The organism is Nocardioides marinisabuli (assembly GCF_013466785.1).
Lineage (GTDB): Bacteria > Actinomycetota > Actinomycetes > Propionibacteriales > Nocardioidaceae > Nocardioides > Nocardioides marinisabuli.
In genome coordinates this window covers 405,224-421,908 of sequence record NZ_CP059163.1, presented here as the reverse complement: position 1 = coordinate 421,908, position 16,685 = coordinate 405,224, and the positions used below count along the sequence as shown (strand labels likewise).

Here is a 16,685-nt window from a genome sequence, read left to right as displayed (position 1 = left end):
TCAATCTAGGAGCCGCTCACGGTGCTGGCATGCCGCGAATGCGGTATCGCCCGGTGAGGGGGGTCGTGCCGGTGGAGCGGGGCTGGGCGCGCGTCAGTGCGCGACGAGGCGGCTCTGCGCGCGGTGGGCCATGCCGACGGCGGCGAGCTGCGAGCAGACCTCGAGCTTGGCGAGGATCGACTTGACCTGCGTGCGCACGGTCGCCTCGGAGACGAAGGACGACCTGGCGATCTCGCGCACGGTCGTGCCCTGCATCAGGCAGCCGAGCACCTCGCGCTCGCGCGGGGTGAGCCGGTCGAGCCGGGCCCGCACGGCGGCGAGCTCCTGCTTCTCCTGGTGGTAGACGAGCATGAGGCGCTCGCGCTCCTCGCGGCTCATCACAGGGCGTCCGTCGCCGATGAGGCGGATCGTGGCCAGGATGGTGTTGAGCGAGGCGGTCTTCTCGAGCACCGCGCGGGCGCCGCGGCGCAGGCACTCGCCCCACACCGCCTCGCGCGACTCGCCGGTGATCACCACGACGGCCGCCCGGGTGCGCACCAGGGGCTCGATCAGGCGGGTGCCCGGGCCACCGGGGCCCAGGTCGAGGTCGAGCAGGACGACGCGCGGTCGGACCCGCAGCAGCGCGGTGAGCAGCCACCCGGCGGGCGGGGTGCCCTCGGGCACCTCGATGCGGTGCACGTCGTGGCCCTCGAGGGTCAGTGCGACCTCCAGCGACTCGGCGAACAGCAGGTGGTCCTCGACCACCGCGACGCGGGTCAGGCCGAGTGCGCGTGGCATGACGGGACGGCGACGAGCCGTTCGGTGGTGGTGGTCATGGTGGTCTCCCCTGTGGTGGTGTGCGTGGTGCCGGCAGGGCCGGCGGCTGGCAGGACGAGGGCGAAGACGGTCCCGCGGGGGGTGCTCTCCTCGAGCACGAGGTCCCCGTCGTTGCGGTCGGTGAGGCGGCGGGCCATGGCCAGGCCGAGGCCCGAGCCGGGGGAGGACGGTCCGCGGGCGCCGCGGGTGAAGAGGGTGGCGCGCAGGCCGGGCGGCACCCCGGGGCCCTGGTCGGCGACCCGGACGACCACGCGGGCGCCGGTGCGGTGCACCTCGACGTCCACGCGGGCCCCCGGCGCGTGCCGGGCGGCGTTGCGCAGCAGGATGTCGAGGACCTCGGCCACGTCGTGGGGGTCGGCGCGCACCGTCTCGCCCGGCCCCTCGGGCGTCGTGCGGTGCACGGGCTCACCGCGCAGCTGGGCGGCGGCGAGCGCGTCGGCCACGAGCGGCCCAATCGGGACGTCCTCGTACGTCGCCGAGCCGGTCTCGTCGGGCTTGTCGGCCCCGTCGGCCCCGACGACCTCGTTCTCGGCCGGCGGCACGTGGCGCAGCCCGCCGGAGAGCAGGTGCTGGATCCGGTCGAGGTCGCGCCCGCGCAGGTGGAGCAGCCGGGCCCGGGTCTCCTCGTCGAGGAGCTCGTCGTGCTCGGACAGCAGCCGGTCGCTGAGCACCAGCCCGGCCAGGGCGGTGCGGGCCTCGTGGAGCGTGTCCTCGTCCTCGCCCAGCAGCCGCTCGGTCTCCCCGACGCGCACGCTGACCTCCTCGAGCTCGCGCTGCGCCCGGCGGCAGGAGACGCGGGCGCGCTCCCAGGCCCCCAGCAGCGCCAGCAGCGCCGCGGCCGCCACCCAGGCGGACGCGGTGGCTGGATCGGCGGAGAGGCCGTGCAGGGCGACGGTGGCGCTCACGACCGCGAGGACCCCGACGGCGACCAGCACGGCGCACGGGCGCAGCATCTCCTGCGCCTCGTCCGTCCTCCCCTGCCCGGTCGCCGCCGACTGTCCCTCGACCCGGCCGCGTGCCGGTGGCTGCTCAGCCTCGTGTGGCTGTGGTGCACTCGTCATCGGTTCCCCCGTCCCGTGACCCCAATCTGGTACGAGTCGGCCAACAATCCGTCACACGAGCGTCAAATCCCGCCTCAGGTGCGTGGGGCGGGCCTGGGCACGTTGCGTCCCTCGACGAGGGTCGCGGCGAGGTCGCGCACCCGCAGGTGCTGGTCCTGCGAGACCCGGCGCAGGTAGGCCATCGCCTCGTCCGCGCCCACGGAGAAGCGCTCCATGACGATCCCCTGGGCCTGGGCGATGAGGCTGCGCGAGTGCAGCGCCTCGACCAGGTTCTCGACGCGCTCGGCCTGCGCGACCATCAGGCCGGCCAGCCGCACGAAGTCGACGGTGTGCGGCGGGACGGCGTCCCCGAAGGCGTGCGGGCGGGCCGCCCACGCGTGCAGGGCCAGCGGCCGGTGCGACAGGCTCGGCAGGTTCACCAGCAGCACCGACCGGTGCCCGAGGGCGGCGACCTGGGAGGCCCACCCGGGCCACCGGTCCTCCGCCCAGGTGTCCCCGACGGCGAGCACCGCGTCGTCCGGCAGCGCGGCCGCCGGGGGGCACAGCGGCCCGCCGCGCAGCTCGCACAGCGCCGCCGTGGCCTCCGGGTCGGTGCTGGCCAGCTGCTCGACGCGCCCGCGCGCGTCCCAGGCGACCAGGCCGGCCACGTCGGCGCCCAGCATCGACCGGGACCTCCCGAGCAGCCCGTCGCACGCCGACTCCAGGCTGTGCGGGCCGTCCAGCGCGTCCAGCAGGTCGCCCACCACGTCGCTCGTCACGGTGCCCCCCCCAATTTTCTGGGCGGATCGAGGACGACGCGCCGTGCCTTGCAGAATCGCACATCGGCCCCGTCGCCGACAGGGTCTTGCTTGACGTGGCGCCCCCGACTGAGCACCGTGGACCCGTGCCCAGCGCCGCCTGCCCCCGCTGCCCCGCGCCGGTCGCCCGGCTGGGCGACGGGTCGTCGTTGTGGTCGTGCCCCGAGCACGGCCCGGTACCGCCGCTGTGGCGCGCCGAGGAGGCGTCGTACGACGGGTTCGCCGAGCACCTACGCCGCGCGGCGCTCTTCCCGACCCTGCTGCCCTGGCCGATGAGCCCCGGGTGGGGCGTCACCGACTTCGCGGCGGTCGGGGAGGGCGAGGACACGGTGGCCACGATGACCTGCGTCAGCGGCACCAGCAGCCTCGACGGCCCGGTCGACGTGCACGTCGTCGCCGAGGAGCCCGGCACCGGGTTCGCGGCCCGGGTCGCCGGGAGCGACCGGACCGACCCCGGCCCCGAGGTCGGGCACGGCCCCGCCGACGTGCGGGTGCGCCTGGAGCGCCTGCCGGTGTCGCTGTGGACGGTCTCGACCAGCGCCAGCCCGGGGGAGTGGGACCGGTCCGTGCTGGTCGGGGAGGCGCAGGGGCGGTGGTTGTGGATGGTGGTGCGCCCGGCCTCGGCCGTGCTGCTGCTGCGCGACGAGTGGATCCTGCGCGACGTCTCGGGCGTGGGGCCGGCCGTGCTCGAGCTGCCCTTCAGCGGTCCGGCGCCCGGCTGGACCTAGGCTCCAGGGGTGCGCATCGACCTCCACACCCACTCGCGGGCCAGCGACGGCACCCAGTCGCCGACCGAGCTCGTGCACGCCGCGGTGCGGGCCGGGCTCGACGTGCTGGCGCTGACCGACCACGACAGCGCCGAGGGGTGGGCCGAGGCCGCGGCCGCGGCCGACGCGACCGGCCTGCGGCTGGTGCGGGGCATGGAGATCAGCACCCGCCACGAGGGGCAGGGCGTGCACCTGCTGGCCTACCTGCCCGACGCGACGTACCCACCGCTCGCGGCCGAGCTCGAGCGGATCCTCGAGGGGCGACGCTCGCGGGTGCCCGGCATGCTCGAGGCGCTGCGCGGTGCGGGCATCGACCTGAGCGAGGCCGACGTGGCCCGGGTCTCGGGCCACAGCGCCGCCAGCGGCCGGCCCCACGTGGCCGACGCCCTGGTCGCCGCCGGCGTGGTGGGCGACCGCACCGAGGCCTTCGACCGCTACCTCAGCCCCGGGCGCCCCGGGTACGTCGACCGGTACGCCGCCCCGCTGCGCGAGACGATCCGGCTGGTCGGTGAGGCCGGCGGGGTCTCGGTGGTGGCCCACGCGTGGGGCCGGCGCCGCGACGAGCGCCCCGACGCGCAGGCCTTCGCCGAGCTGGCCGGGCTCGGCCTGGCCGGCATCGAGGTCGACCACCAGGACCACGCGCCCGCGGCCCGGGAGCGGCTGCGCGCGATCGCGCGCGAGCTCGACCTGGTCGTCACCGGGTCCAGCGACCACCACGGCGAGGGCAAGGTCGACCACGACCTGGGCTGCCACACCACCGCGCCCGAGGAGCTCGAGCGGCTGCTCGACCTGGCCGCCGCGGCCGCCGCGGCCTCGGGCCGGGCGGTCCCCGAGGTCGTCTGAGCTACTTGCGACCCAGCGACTGGAAGCGCTGGAGCACCCCGCGCGGGACCACCCGGGCCGCGCCGGCGATCGCCTTGTAGCGCGCGCTCGGGATCGAGTAGACCTTGCCCTTCTCCAGGTCGGCGAGTGCGGTGCGCACCAGGTCGTCGGCGTCGAGCCACAGGAAGTCGGGCGCGGAGTCCTGGCCGACGTCCATCCGCTCGTGGAACTCGGTGCGCACGAAGCCGGGGCACAGGGTCGTCACGGTGACGCCGTGCGGGGCGTACTCCGCGGCCGCCCACTCGCCGAGCTTGTTCACGTAGGCCTTGGCCGCGGAGTAGGAGCCGCGCGGCAGGAACGAGGCCACGCTCGAGACGTTGAGCACCTGGCCGTGCCCGCGCTCGACCATCGGGCCGAGCGCGGCGTGCATCAGCCGCACCACCGCGGTGACCAGCACGTCGAGCATGGCGGTCTCGGCGGCCACGTCGTTGTCGAGGAAGCGGCCCTTGAGGCCGAAGCCCGCGTTGTTGACGAGCAGGTCGACGGGGGAGGAGCGGTCGGCCAGGCGCTGCTCGACCCGGACGAGCTGGTCGCGGTCGGCGAGGTCGGCGACCAGCACCTCGACCGCGACCCCGAAGCGCTCGCGCAGGTCGCCGGCGACCTCCTCGAGGCGCTGCTGGTCGCGGGCGACCAGCACCAGGTCGTGCCCGCGCCCGGCGAGCTGCACGGCGAAGCTGTGACCGATGCCGGCGGTGGGGCCGGTGACCAGGGCGCGGGGCATGGGAGCAGTAGAACAGGTGTGTCCCCGCGGTGGCAGGCCCGGATCGGGCATGATGTGGCCCGATGACCACCACACTCGCCGTCGCCAACCAGAAGGGCGGCGTCGCCAAGACGACGTCCGTGGCCTCCCTGGGCGCCGCGCTCGCCGAGCTGGGCCACCGGGTCCTGCTGGTCGACCTCGACCCCCAGGCCTGCCTGACCTTCTCGCTGGGCATCGACCCCGAGGACCTCGAGACGTCGGTGCACCACGTGCTGACCCGCGGCGTCGACGCGAGCGAGGTGATCATCGAGACCGACGACGGCGTCGCCCTGCTGCCGGCGACCATCGAGCTGGCCCGTGCCGAGGCCGACCTGCTGACCCGCACCGGGCGCGAGCACGTCGTCCGTGGCGTCATCGAGGACCTCGACGGCGCCTACGACTGGGTGCTCCTGGACTGCCCGCCCTCGCTCGGCGTGCTCACCGTCGCCGCGCTCACCGCCGCCGACGGCGTGCTGGTGCCGCTGCAGTGCGAGACGCTCTCGCACCGCGGCGTGGGCCAGCTGCTCGACACCGTCCACGACGTGCGCCGCTTCACCAACCGCGGTCTCGAGGTCTGGGGCGTGCTGCCGACGCTGTACGACGGGCGCACCAACCACGCGCGCACCGTGCTCGACACGATCTCGGAGACCTACGACCTCGAGGTCGTCGAGCCGCCGATCCCCAAGACGATCAAGTTCGCCGAGGCGCCCGCCGCCGGCCGCTCGATCCTGGCCACCAGCCGCACCAGCAAGGGCGCCAAGGCCTACCGCGAGGCGGCCGCCAACCTGGTCACCCGCTCGCAGCGCTGACCCGGCCTAAATATCGCACTGACCCGGCCCGAACTTCCCCCTGAGGGGAGGTTCGGGCCGGGTCAGTGAGAGATATGGGCCGGGTCGGCTCAGGCCTGGGGTGCGGCCTCGGTGCTCTGGCCGCCCTGGCTGCCCTGGCCGCCACCCTGGCCGCCGCGCGAGCGGCGACGGCGACGGTTGCGGCTGCCCGAGCCCGAGCCCTCGACCGGCTTCTCGACCTTCTCGCCCGAGGCGTTGGTCGAGACCTCGGCGACGACCTCGCCGCCGCGGCTGCGGCTGCGGGTGCGGTCGCGGTTGCGCGGGGCGCGCTGCCCGCCCTCGCGGCCACCGCCCTCGCGGCCACGATCACGGCCACCCTCGCGCGGGGCGCGGGGCTCGCGGGGCGCCTCGGGCACGACGCGGCCCTTGGTGCCCTCGGGGATGCCCTGGTCGGTGGCCAGGTGCGGCGAGGTCGAGTAGGTCTCCTGCGGCTCGTCGAAGGGCAGGTCGAGGGTCTTGTTGATCATCTTCCAGCGGTGCAGGTCGGCCCAGTCCACGAAGGTGATCGCGATGCCCGACGCGCCGGCGCGACCGGTGCGCCCGATGCGGTGCACGTAGGTCTTGTCGTCCTCGGGGCAGGTGTAGTTGATGACGTGCGAGACGCCGCGCACGTCGATGCCGCGAGCGGCGACGTCGGTGGCCACCAGCACCCGGATCTTGTCCTCGCGGAACTTGGTCAGCGCCTTCTCGCGCGCCACCTGGGCCATGTCGCCGTGCAGCGGGCTGGCCGCGAAGCCGCGCTCGGTGAGGTCGTCGGCGACGCGCTGGCTCTGCCGCTTGGTGCGGGTGAAGACGATGATCTTCTCGGCGTCGGGGGCCTGCAGGATGCGCCCGATGATCTCGGGCTTGTCGAGGTCGTGGGCCTGGTAGATGAACTGCGCGGTGGCCGGCACGGTCGCGTTCTCGTACGACGACTCAGCGCGGATGTTCATCGGGTGGCGCATGTGGGTGCGCGCCAGCGCGACGATCGCCGAGGGCATGGTGGCCGAGAACAGCATCGTCTGGCGGCTCTCGGGGGTCATCTTCAGCAGGCGCTCCACGTCGGGCAGGAAGCCCAGGTCGAGCATCTCGTCGGCCTCGTCGAGCACCAGCGCGTGCACGTGGCCCAGGTCGAGCACCTTGCGGTGCGCCAGGTCGATGAGGCGTCCCGGGGTGCCGACGACGACGTCGACGCCGGCCTCGAGCGCCTCGAGCTGGGGCTCGTAGCCCACGCCGCCGTAGACGGTCAGCACGCGCAGCCCGAGGTCCTTGCTGGCCAGGGCCAGGTCGCTCGAGACCTGCAGCGCCAGCTCGCGGGTCGGGGCCACGATCAGCGCCTGCGGCTTGCCCTGCGGCAGGTCGGCGTACGCCGGGTCGTCGACGGGGGTGCTGCGCTGCAGGACCGGGATGCCGAAGGCGAGGGTCTTGCCGGTGCCCGTGCGGGCCTGGCCGATCAGGTCGGTGCCGCTGAGGGCGACCGAGAGCGTCATCTCCTGGATGGCGAAGGGGGTGGTGATGCCGGCGCGCTCGAGCGCGTCGCAGATCTTGGGGAGGACCCCCAGGTCACGGAAGGTGGTCACGTCGGTATGTCTGCTTTCGTCGTCAGCCGCGGTGGGCCGGGTGGCTCGGAGCGGCGGACCCGGCGGACTCGGAAAGCTCGCTGGCGCGTCTGCCGCGCACATGCTGGCGGGTGGTTTCCCGCCTCGGCGCCGTGCCCGGGTGCCCGCTCGTGGCGGCACCGGCGCAGCGCTCGATGGGCCCAGGGTATCGGTAGGGTGCGCGCATGACTGAATCCCAGGCCGGCGACACGCCCGTCTCCCGGGCGCGCGAGGCCGAGCTGGCGCTCGCCGACCCCGCCTACCGCGAGGCGGTCGTCGACCTGCTGGGCGTGCTCTCGTACGGCGAGATCTCGGCCTTCGAGCGGCTGGCCGAGGACGCCAAGCTCGCGCCCACGCTGGAGGACAAGGTGGCCATCGCGCAGATGGCGGCCGGCGAGCTGGGGCGCGTCGAGCGCCTGCACGGGCGCCTGCGCGAGCTGGGCGCCGACCCGTTCGTGGCGATGGCGCCCTTCGGTGCGGCCATCGACCAGTTCCACGAGCACACCGCGCCCTCGGACTGGTACGAGGGCCTGGTCAAGGCCTTCGTCGGCGACGGGCTGGCCGACGACTTCTACCGCGAGATCGCGGCGTACCTCGACGCGGGCACCCGCGAGCTGGTGCTCTCCTCGCTGGAGGAGGGCCCGCACGCCGCCTTCGTGGTCGACCGGGTGCGGGCGGCGATCGCGCGCGACCACCGCCTGGGCGGCCGGCTGGCCCTGTGGGGGCGCCGGCTGATGGGGGAGGCGCTGATCCAGGCGCAGAGCGTGGCCGCCGAGCGCGAGGCGCTCTCGGCGCTGCTCGCCGGCGGGGTGGACCGCCCGGGCCTGGACCTGGCAGCGCTGGGGCGGATGTTCGCCCGGCTCACCGAGCGGCACACCGAGCGGATGTCCGAGCTCGGGCTCGACGCCTGAGCCCGGACCCGCCCGGTACGCCTCCTGCTCAGCTGCGGAAGCCGACCGTCCCGACGGTCGCGGTGCCGATCTCGACGTAGGCGAGCTTGGCGGCGGGCACCAGCACGGTGCGGCCCTTGGTGTCGGTCAGGGTCACGACGCCACCGGACTCGACGGCGGCGGCGACCTGCTGCTGCACCTGCTCGGCCGTCTCGTCGGTCTCGACGCTCAGCTCGCGCTGGGCCTGCTGGATGCCGATCTTGACCTCCACGGGTCCTCCTCCTGTTGGGTGCTGCTGGATCTCAGTGCTCGTCGGTCTTGGGGTAGCCGCGGATGCCCCGCCAGGCCAAGCCCGTGATGAGCGCGGTGGCGTCAGCGCGGTCGATGCCCGCGGTGTCGTTGAGCCAGAACCGTGCGCTGACCTGAGCCATTCCCACCAGGGAGACGGCCAGCAGCCGCGAGGCCTCGTCGGGCAGGCCGGTGTCGTCGCGGATCACCTCGGCGATCATCGCCGCGCACTCGGTGGTGACCCGGTCGACGAGCTGGCGCACGGCCGCCTCGTTGGTCAGGTCGGACTCGAAGACCAGCCGGAAGGCGCCGTTGTCGTCGGCGACGTAGTCGTAGAAGGCGTCGATGGTCGCGGCCACGCGCTGCTTGTTGTCGGGGGTCGAGGCCAGCGCGGCGCGGCAGTTCTCGATGACCTGGTCGCACGCGATGTCGAGCAGCGCGAGGTAGAGGTCCATCTTGCCGGGGAAGTGCTGGTAGAGCACCGGCTTGGAGACCCCAGCCCGCTCGGCGATGTCGTCCATCGCGGCGGCGTGGTAGCCCGAGGCCACGAAGACCCCGAGCGCGGAGTCGAGCAGCTGGGCGCGTCGCTCGCGGCGCGGCATGCGTGCCCCGCGCTGCCGGGAAGGCGCCTCGGCGCCGGCGTCGACGTCGTACTGACCAGCTGGCACGACTGCCCTCCTCGAGGGGTGCGGTGGTGGTGTCCTTCACGTGCGGCGCGAGCCTACCCCGCGGTAGGGACGGTCCGGATGACGGGACGGCGCGGGGTGCCGGACGGGTCGGGAGCACGATGGGCAGCGCCGAGGGAACAGGACGCGACGACAGGCTGTTGCGTCCAGCGAGACCATCGCAGCACCCCGCGAACCGATCGAGGAGCCCAGCAGTGACCTACCCAGCACTCGTGGAGCCGGCAGCCGAGCTGACCGTCGACGAGGTCCGCCGCTACAGCCGGCACCTGATCATCCCCGACGTCGGGATGACCGGTCAGAAGCGGCTGAAGAACGCCAAGGTGCTCGTCATCGGGGCGGGCGGCCTCGGCAGCCCCGCCCTGCTCTACCTGGCCGCCGCCGGCGTCGGCACCCTCGGCATCGCCGAGTTCGACGAGGTCGACGAGTCGAACCTGCAGCGCCAGATCATCCACACCCAGTCCGACATCGGGAAGTCCAAGGCCGTCTCGGCCAAGGAGTCCATCGCCGAGGCCAACCCGTACGTCGAGGTGGTGCTGCACGAGGAGCGCCTCGACAACGACAACGTGATGGACGTCTTCCGAGGCTACGACCTGATCGTCGACGGCACCGACAACTTCGCGACCCGCTACATGGTCAACGACGCGGCGTACTTCCTCGGGATCCCCTACGTGTGGGGCTCGATCTACCGCTTCGACGGCCAGGCCTCGGTCTTCGCGCCGTCGCTGGCCGAGGACGCCCCCTGCTACCGCTGCCTCTACCCCGAGCCGCCGCCGCCGGGCATGGTGCCGAGCTGCGCCGAGGGCGGCGTGCTGGGCGTGCTGTGCGCCTCGATCGGCTCGATCCAGGTCAACGAGGCCATCAAGCTGCTCACCGGCGCCGGCGACCCGGCGATCGGCAAGCTCGTGATCTACGACGCCCTCGAGCTGGAGTGGCGCAAGCTCAAGGTGCGCAAGGACCCGGCCTGCCGCCTGTGCGGCCCGGACGCCGACGTCACCGGGCTCATCGACTACGACGCCTTCTGCGGCGCGATCTCCGAGGACGCCGCCGACGCCGCGGCCGGCTCGACGATCTCGGTCACCCAGCTCGAGACGATGCTGGCCGAGCGCGAGAAGGGCGAGCGCGACTTCGTGCTGGTCGACGTGCGCGAGCCCAACGAGTACGAGATCAACCGGATCCCCGGCTCGGTGCTGATCCCCAAGGGCGAGTTCCTCAACGGCAACGCCCTGGGCGAGCTGCCCTCGGACAAGCAGGTGGTGCTGCACTGCAAGTCGGGCGTGCGCTCGGCCGAGGCGCTCGCGGTGCTCAAGGGCGCCGGCTTCGACGACAGCGTGCACGTCGGCGGCGGCGTGGTGGCGTGGGTCAACCAGGTCGACCCCAGCCAGCCGTCGTACTGAGAGCCTCGCTCAGGTAGTCACATCGGGTCACGCCCGGGTAGTCATCTCCGACTACCCGGGCGTAACTCTTGTGGAGGTGCGTCGTTGTGCGTTCCAGGTGGTCCCCGTCTCGGGGTCGGCCACCGTCCACTACTGGGAGGACCTTTCTCGATGAAGACCGCCAGCACCACTGCCTCGACCGTGCGCCGCGCCACCGGCGCCCTCGCCGTGCTCGCCGCGACCGGACTCGGCGCCGCTGCCGCGACCTCGGCCCCCGCCGTCGCCGCGCCGACCTGGGCACCTGCCGACCAGGCGACCATCACGCCCGGCACGCAGATGTACACCGACGGCTCGCAGTGCACCTCGAACTTCGTCTTCACCGACGCCTCCGCCAACGTCTACCTCGGCTACGCCGCGCACTGCGCGGGCATGGGAGCGGCGACCGACACCAACGGCTGCCTCAACGACTCGGTCCCGCTGGGCACCGAGGTCACCTTCCGCAAGGGCGGCAGCCTGATCAGCTCCGGCACCCAGCTCGGCAGCGGCGAGCTGGCCTACTCCTCGTGGCGCACGATGCGCGACATCGGCACCACCGACGAGAACGCCTGCGCCTACAACGACTTCGCGCTGGTCAAGGTGGACGCGGCCGACGTGTCCAAGGTCAACCCGAGCATCCCGTTCTGGGGCGGCCCGACCGGCATCGACACCGACGGCACCGCCGCCGGCGACCGGGTCTACAGCTACGGCAACTCCAGCCTGCGCTTCGGCCTCGAGCCGCTCTCGCCCAAGACCGGCACCAGCCTCGGTGACAGCGCCGGCGACGAGGGCTGGAGCCACCCGCTCTACACCGTGACCCCGGGTGTCCCCGGCGACTCGGGCTCGGCGTTCGTGAGCGAGAGCGGCGAGGCGATCGGCACCCTGTCGACCCTCGGCCTGGCGCCGCTGCCGCTGTCGAACAACATCGGCGACCTGCAGCGCGAGCTCGAGTTCGCCCAGCAGCACTCCGGCATCGCCGGCCTCGAGCTGGCCCTGGGCACCGAGCCCTTCTCGCCGCTGCTCTGATCCGGCACCGCCCTCCGTCCGATGCCCCCGCTCGCGTAGCCGAGCGGGGGCATCGCTCGTTGGAGGGGCATGCGCACCCGACCCGCGACCGCTCGCACCTCCGTCGTCCTCGCCCTGCTGGCGCTCCTGGTCGCCCCGCTGCTGCTGCCCGCGAGCGCCGGGGCGGCGACCGCCCGCCGGTTCCAGGACTGGGCCCCGGCCTCGGAGGCCACCATCACCCCGGGCGTGCAGATGTACACCGACGGTGCGCAGTGCACCGCCAACTTCGTCTACACCGACAGGCGCGGGCGGGTCTACGTCGGCTACGCCGCGCACTGCGCCGGGCTGGGGGAGGCCACCGACACCAGCGGCTGCGACACCCCGAGCCTGCCCACCGGCACCAAGGTCCGCTTCGCGCAGGGCGGCAACCTGGTCTCCGGCGGCACCACGGTGGGCCGCGGTCGGCTGGCCTACTCCTCGTGGGAGACCATGCAGCGCCTGGGCACCACCGACGCCGACACCTGTGACTACAACGACTTCGCGCTGGTGCGGGTGCAGAAGCGCTTCCTCGGTGCGGTGAACCCCAGCGTCCCGTTCTTCGGCGGCCCGACCGGGCTGTCGAGCGAGGGCGCCCCCGCCGGCTCGCAGGTCTACAGCTACGGCCAGTCCAGCCTGCGCCCCACCACCCTGCTCTCGCCCAAGCTCGGCGTCTCGCTCGGCGCCTTCGGCGAGTGGAGCTGGGACGTCTACACCCTCACCCCGGGCGTGCCCGGTGACTCCGGCTCGGGCCTGCTCGACGCCGACGGCGCCGCGTTCGGCACGCTCTCGACGGTGGCCATCGCCCCGCTGCCGCTGAGCAACGGCGTCGGCGACCTGGCCTCCGAGCTCGACTTCGCCCGCCGGCACTCGGGCATCAAGGGTCTGCGCCTGGCCGCGGGCACCGAGCCCTTCTCGGCGCTCCCGCTGGGCTGAGCCGACGGTAGGCTCGATGTCGTGCGGCACCCCGAGGACCCCGACCGGTACGTCGAGGACGTGCTCTCGTGCGTCGAGCAGGTGCCGCCGGGCCGGGTGACGACGTACGGCGCGATCGCCGAGGCCGTGGGCCGCTACGGCCCGCGCCGGGTCGGCAACGTGATGGCCGGCCACGGCGCCGCGGTGGCGTGGTGGCGGGTCGTGCGCGCCGACGGCTCGTTGCCGCCGAGCCACGACGACGAGGCCCGCCAGGCCTACCTGGCCGAGGGCACCGCGCTGCGCGCCTCCGGCCGGGTCGACCTGCCGACGGCCTTCTTCATGCCCCGCTCGCCCGCTCGCGGCTGAGCCGGGCCAGCCGGGCCAGCGCGGCGGGGAACACCTCGGCGGGCGGGGTGACCAGCCCGGCGCCGACCTGGCCGGTGCCGGCGACCCGGCCCGCCATGCCGGTGTTGATCTGGGGGAGCACGCCGGTGCGGCACACCCGGGTCACGTCGATGCCGGTCGGGGTGCCCTGGAAGTCGAGCACCGGCACCGCCCAGCGCGGGTGCTCGGCCAGGGTGATCTCGTGCATCCGGCGGGTGGTGGCCAGGGCGTCGGGCACGGTGCCGCCGACCAGGCGCACGATGGCGGGCGCGGTGGCCATCGCGAAGCCGCCGATGCCGGCGGTCTCGGTGATGGCGGAGTCGCCGATGTCGGGGTTGGCGTCGTCGGGGCCGTAGTCGCCCAGGAACAGCCCGTCGGCGACCTGCGCGGGCCCGGTGAACCACTCGTCGCCGGTGCCGGCGACCTGGATGCCGAAGTCGGTGCCGTTGCGCGCCATCGCGACCACCATCGCCGAGCCCTCGGTGCCGCGGGCGGCGTCGAGCGCGAGCTTGCAGGCGGGCATGGCGAGGTTGAGGAAGAAGTGGTCGTTGCCGCCGACGAAGCGCAGCACCTCGGCGACGTCCGCGGCGCTGCTGCCGCGCTCGGTGCCGGCCACCAGGGCAGGGGCCAGGTCGCGCAGGAGCATCAGGGTGCCGGCGCGGTTGCGGTTGTGGGCCTCGTCGCCCATCTGCAGCATCTGGGTCAGCACGCCGCTGACGTCGACCGGCCCCTGCCCGTCGCGCACCGCCCGCACCGCGCCCTGCAGCAGCGGGCCGAGCACGTCGCCCATCCAGCGCAGGCGGGTGAGCACCTCGGGGGAGTAGGCGCCGTAGCGCAGCACCTTGCCCAGCCCCTCGTTGAGGGTGCAGTGGGTGCGGCGACCGGTCACGGGGTCCTCGAGCACGAACATCCACATGCTCGGCGCCACGACGCCGGCCATCGGGCCGACCGCGGCGTGGTGGTGGCAGGGCTCGAACGTCGCGGCCCCGGACTCGAAGAGGGCCGGGGCGTCGTCGGGGTCGTCGACCAGGCCCTCCAGGGCCGCCGCCCCCATCAGGGCGCCGCGCATCGGACCGGAGGCCCGCTCCCAGGTCAGCGGGGGCCCGGCGTGCAGGAACTGCCCGCGCTCCAGGCCGATCGCCTCGGCGGCCGGCAGCACGTCGACGAGGACGGCGGTGGTGTCGAGCACGGCCTGCACCGCGCGGGCGTCGGCGTCGGCGCGCAACGGGTCGAGGACGACGGTGGCCAGGTCGTCCTCGGTGCCGGGCATCGGCGGGCGCCAGTCGACCCGCTGCACCCCCACCGCCTGGGCCTCGAGGGCGTCGCCGAGCAGGTCGGCGCCGACGGTGACGGCTCTCATCGCGCTCCTCCGGTGAGCAGGCCGATCGCGCGTCGCGTCGCGCCGGCGTTGGACAGGTGCACCTCGGCGACCCGGGCCAGGGCGGTGCGCTGGGCCAGGAGGTCCTGCGGGTCTGCCGCGGTGCCCACGAGACTGACGACCACGGGACGGGCGGCCTCGGCGAGCGCCGGCACCAGCGTGGCGGCCGGGTCGGGGTCGGCGCCGTGGCCGAGCACCACGTCGACCTGCACCACCCCGGTGTGCGGGTGCTCGAGGGCGCCGACGAGCCGCTCGAGGCGCAGGGTCGGGTCGATCATCGGGTGGGCGCGGCCGTGGGTCAGCTCGTCGTCGCCGAGGTCGACGACCTCGTGGGGCACCCCCGCCTGACGGCACAGCAGCTCGGTCTCCTGGGCCAGGGTGCCACCGGCGAAGAGCCCGACGAGCAGCTCGCCGCGCACCTCGCGGTGGACCTCGCCCGCGACCGGCCACTGCGGCACCGGCACCCCGAGGTCGGCCAGCACCTGCTCGGCGACCGCGGTGAGGTCGGGGAGCCCGGGCCCCAGCAGGGCCAGCTGCACCGGCGTGCCCAGCGTGGCGGCGTACGACGCGAGGGCGGCGGCGACCTCGTCGTCGGGCGGCTTGGAGACCAGCACGATCCGCTCGACCCCGGGGTCGGCGTCGAGGCGGCGCAGGGCCTCGCGGGTGGCCAGGCCGCCCACGGCGCGGCCCAGGTCGCGCCCGCCGACGCCGAGCGCCCACGAGACGCCCACTCCGGCGTGGTCGAGCAGCGCCAGCAGCTGCTGGCACCCGGTGCCGGAGGCGGCCACGACGCCCACCGGCCCGGGGCGGGTGACGTTGGCGAAGCCGAGGCCGACCCCGTCGAGCACGGCCGTGCCGCAGTCGGGGCCCATCACCAGCAGCCCCCGCTCGGCGGCGGCCCGCTTCAGCGCGACCTCGTGCTCGAGCGGCACGTTGTCGCTGAAGATCATCACGTCGTGGCCCGCGGCGAGCGCGTCGGCGGCCTCGACGGCCGCCGAGGCGCCGGGCACCGAGACCAGCACCGGGTCACCGGGGTCGGCGCCGCGCAGCGCCGAGGCGGTCGTGCGCGGCGGGGCCTGGGCACCGGCGGCGGCCGGGCGCGCGCTGCGCAGCGCCCGCAGCGCGGCGTCGACCCCGGCCACGGCGGCCTCGAGGGTCGTCGGGTCGCCGTCGACCAGGCGCAGCGCGACCACCATGTCGTTGGGGCCCGCGTCGTCCGGCACCTCGAAGCCCATCCCGGCGAGCACGTCGAGGTTGAGCGGGGTGGCCATCGCGACCTGGGCGGCCGCGACGCCGGGCAGCGCCGCGACCGTGCGGCTGACCTGGAGCAGGGCGACGGAGTCGGCGTAGGCGCTGCGCACCTCGACGTGCTGGTGCGGGGGCCGGGTCATGCGGCTGCTCCTTCGGGGCGCAGGGTCGGGGGCAGGGTCACGGGGAGCCGCTCGAGCGCGCAGGCGGCGCCGCGCAGCAGGGCGGCGCCGGAGGTGTGGCCGACCGCGGTCAGCGCTGCGGCCCGGCGGGCCTCGTCGGGGCCGCCGCGGGCCCGCAGCCAGTCCGCCAGCTCGGGCAGGACCTCGCCGAGCAGGGCCGCCTCGAGCAGCGTCGCGGAGAGCAGGCTGGTGCGGTGCAGGTGGGCGCGCACGGACGCGTCGGTGCGCGGGGTGGGGGTCGCGGTGGCGCGGTGGGCGGCCAGCCAGCCGCACAGCAGGTCGTCGCCCTCGGGGGTCAGCCCGCCGCCCCGGCCCACCAGCCCGGCGACGTCGGGGGCCGGGCCGCAGGCCCGGCCGGCGATGCGCGGCACGCCGGTGTGGTGGAGGCGGCCGGGGACGACCGGGCGTCTGTCGAGGTGCAGCCGGCCGCCGTGGACCCGCACGTCGCCGAGGGCGAGCCCGGGCAGGACGCCGGGGCCGAGCACCAGGGCGGTCGGCGGCCGCGACGCCGCCGGGTCGACGAGGCCGAGCGCCCAGCCGCCCAGGTCGACGTACGCCGCCAGGGAGCCGCGGTGGAGCACCGTGAGACCGGGGCCGGCCGGGGTGTCGGGGGTCGCGCGCAGCAGCGCGAGCACGCGCGGCGGGGCGCTCACCGGGACCGGGCGGCGGGGGCTCACGCTGCTCGACGCTAGTCCTCGGGCTACGGTGCCTCCCATGTGAGGTTGTGCCAACGATCGGGTGGGCGGGCCTCAGGAGTTGCCAAGTGGGAGCTGCGAC

The 16,685-nt window shown here is 74.6% G+C and carries 18 protein-coding genes; 8 read left to right on the top strand and 10 right to left on the bottom strand.

Going from position 1 to position 16,685, the window contains the following annotated elements; genetic code table 11:
- Nucleotides 1–93 precede the first annotated feature (93 nt).
- The 3 genes from H0S66_RS01995 to H0S66_RS01985 all read right to left on the bottom strand — a co-directional run bounded on the left by H0S66_RS01995 (nt 94) and on the right by H0S66_RS01985 (nt 2,635).
- On the bottom strand, nt 94–777 hold the full coding sequence (locus tag H0S66_RS01995) for a LuxR C-terminal-related transcriptional regulator (protein WP_179613891.1): 684 nt from the start codon (nt 775–777) through the stop codon (nt 94–96).
- On the bottom strand, nt 756–1,769 hold the full coding sequence (locus H0S66_RS01990; RefSeq protein ID WP_179613890.1) for a sensor histidine kinase: 1,014 nt from the start codon (nt 1,767–1,769) through the stop codon (nt 756–758). Before H0S66_RS01990 ends, H0S66_RS01995 begins: the two co-directional genes overlap by 22 nt.
- A 182-nt stretch (nt 1,770–1,951) precedes the next feature.
- On the bottom strand, nt 1,952–2,635 hold the full coding sequence (locus tag H0S66_RS01985) for an ANTAR domain-containing protein (protein WP_179613889.1): 684 nt from the start codon (nt 2,633–2,635) through the stop codon (nt 1,952–1,954).
- Nucleotides 2,636–2,760: 125 nt separating this feature from the next.
- On the opposite strand from H0S66_RS01985, the gene H0S66_RS01980 reads away from it, so the two are divergent.
- Complete coding sequence (locus H0S66_RS01980) at nt 2,761–3,402, top strand: DUF6758 family protein (RefSeq protein ID WP_258017063.1); 642 nt, start codon at nt 2,761–2,763, stop codon at nt 3,400–3,402.
- A gap of 9 nt (nt 3,403–3,411) precedes the next feature.
- Nucleotides 3,412–4,284, top strand: coding sequence for a PHP domain-containing protein (locus tag H0S66_RS01975; RefSeq protein WP_179613888.1), 873 nt, complete (start codon nt 3,412–3,414; stop codon nt 4,282–4,284).
- 1 nt (nt 4,285) lies between these two features.
- On the opposite strand, the gene H0S66_RS01970 is transcribed toward H0S66_RS01975, so the two are convergent.
- Nucleotides 4,286–5,044 (bottom strand): SDR family NAD(P)-dependent oxidoreductase, encoded by a 759-nt coding sequence (locus tag H0S66_RS01970; RefSeq protein WP_179613887.1) that lies wholly within the window; start codon nt 5,042–5,044, stop codon nt 4,286–4,288.
- Between the two features lie 62 nt (nt 5,045–5,106).
- Between H0S66_RS01970 and H0S66_RS01965 the strand changes: the two genes are divergently transcribed.
- Nucleotides 5,107–5,871, top strand: a complete 765-nt coding sequence (locus H0S66_RS01965; RefSeq protein ID WP_179613886.1) for a ParA family protein — start codon at nt 5,107–5,109, stop codon at nt 5,869–5,871.
- Between the two features lie 89 nt (nt 5,872–5,960).
- Here H0S66_RS01965 and H0S66_RS01960 read toward each other — a convergent pair whose 3' ends face one another.
- Entirely contained in the window at nt 5,961–7,571 is a 1,611-nt protein-coding gene (locus tag H0S66_RS01960; protein WP_179613885.1) for a DEAD/DEAH box helicase, read from the bottom strand.
- A gap of 101 nt (nt 7,572–7,672) precedes the next feature.
- Here H0S66_RS01960 and H0S66_RS01955 point away from each other — a divergent pair, with 101 nt between their 5' ends.
- Complete coding sequence (locus H0S66_RS01955) at nt 7,673–8,398, top strand: ferritin-like fold-containing protein (protein ID WP_179613884.1); 726 nt, start codon at nt 7,673–7,675, stop codon at nt 8,396–8,398.
- Nucleotides 8,399–8,426: 28 nt separating this feature from the next.
- On the opposite strand, the gene H0S66_RS01950 is transcribed toward H0S66_RS01955, so the two are convergent.
- Nucleotides 8,427–8,648 carry a DUF3107 domain-containing protein gene (locus H0S66_RS01950; protein WP_179613883.1) on the bottom strand — a complete coding sequence of 74 codons (222 nt, stop codon included), beginning with the start codon at nt 8,646–8,648 and terminating at the stop codon, nt 8,427–8,429.
- Nucleotides 8,649–8,679: 31 nt separating this feature from the next.
- Nucleotides 8,680–9,267 carry a TetR/AcrR family transcriptional regulator gene (locus tag H0S66_RS01945; protein ID WP_179617124.1) on the bottom strand — a complete coding sequence of 196 codons (588 nt, stop codon included), beginning with the start codon at nt 9,265–9,267 and terminating at the stop codon, nt 8,680–8,682.
- Nucleotides 9,268–9,545: 278 nt separating this feature from the next.
- On the opposite strand from H0S66_RS01945, the gene moeZ reads away from it, so the two are divergent.
- The 4 genes from moeZ (at nt 9,546) to H0S66_RS01925 (ending at nt 13,082) form a co-directional block, all read left to right on the top strand.
- Nucleotides 9,546–10,745: an adenylyltransferase/sulfurtransferase MoeZ gene (gene moeZ / locus H0S66_RS01940; protein ID WP_179613882.1), complete on the top strand. Its 1,200-nt coding sequence runs from the start codon at nt 9,546–9,548 to the stop codon at nt 10,743–10,745.
- A 150-nt stretch (nt 10,746–10,895) separates the two neighbouring features.
- Nucleotides 10,896–11,786, top strand: a complete 891-nt coding sequence (locus tag H0S66_RS01935) for a hypothetical protein (RefSeq protein WP_179613881.1) — start codon at nt 10,896–10,898, stop codon at nt 11,784–11,786.
- A gap of 69 nt (nt 11,787–11,855) precedes the next feature.
- Nucleotides 11,856–12,737, top strand: a complete 882-nt coding sequence (locus H0S66_RS01930) for a hypothetical protein (RefSeq protein ID WP_179613880.1) — start codon at nt 11,856–11,858, stop codon at nt 12,735–12,737.
- A gap of 21 nt (nt 12,738–12,758) precedes the next feature.
- Complete coding sequence (locus H0S66_RS01925) at nt 12,759–13,082, top strand: MGMT family protein (RefSeq protein WP_179613879.1); 324 nt, start codon at nt 12,759–12,761, stop codon at nt 13,080–13,082.
- Here H0S66_RS01925 and H0S66_RS01920 read toward each other — a convergent pair.
- The 3 genes from H0S66_RS01920 to H0S66_RS01910 are packed head-to-tail and all read right to left on the bottom strand — an operon-like array spanning nt 13,054 to nt 16,585.
- Nucleotides 13,054–14,460 carry a YlbE family protein gene (locus H0S66_RS01920; protein ID WP_179613878.1) on the bottom strand — a complete coding sequence of 469 codons (1,407 nt, stop codon included), beginning with the start codon at nt 14,458–14,460 and terminating at the stop codon, nt 13,054–13,056. The two genes, H0S66_RS01925 and H0S66_RS01920, sit on opposite strands and share 29 nt — an antisense overlap.
- Nucleotides 14,457–15,869, bottom strand: a complete 1,413-nt coding sequence (locus H0S66_RS01915) for an FdrA family protein (protein WP_179613877.1) — start codon at nt 15,867–15,869, stop codon at nt 14,457–14,459. Before H0S66_RS01915 ends, H0S66_RS01920 begins: the two co-directional genes overlap by 4 nt.
- Nucleotides 15,866–16,585 carry an oxamate carbamoyltransferase subunit AllH family protein gene (locus tag H0S66_RS01910; RefSeq protein WP_179613876.1) on the bottom strand — a complete coding sequence of 240 codons (720 nt, stop codon included), beginning with the start codon at nt 16,583–16,585 and terminating at the stop codon, nt 15,866–15,868. Before H0S66_RS01910 ends, H0S66_RS01915 begins: the two co-directional genes overlap by 4 nt.
- Between the last annotated feature and the right edge of the window lie 100 nt (nt 16,586–16,685).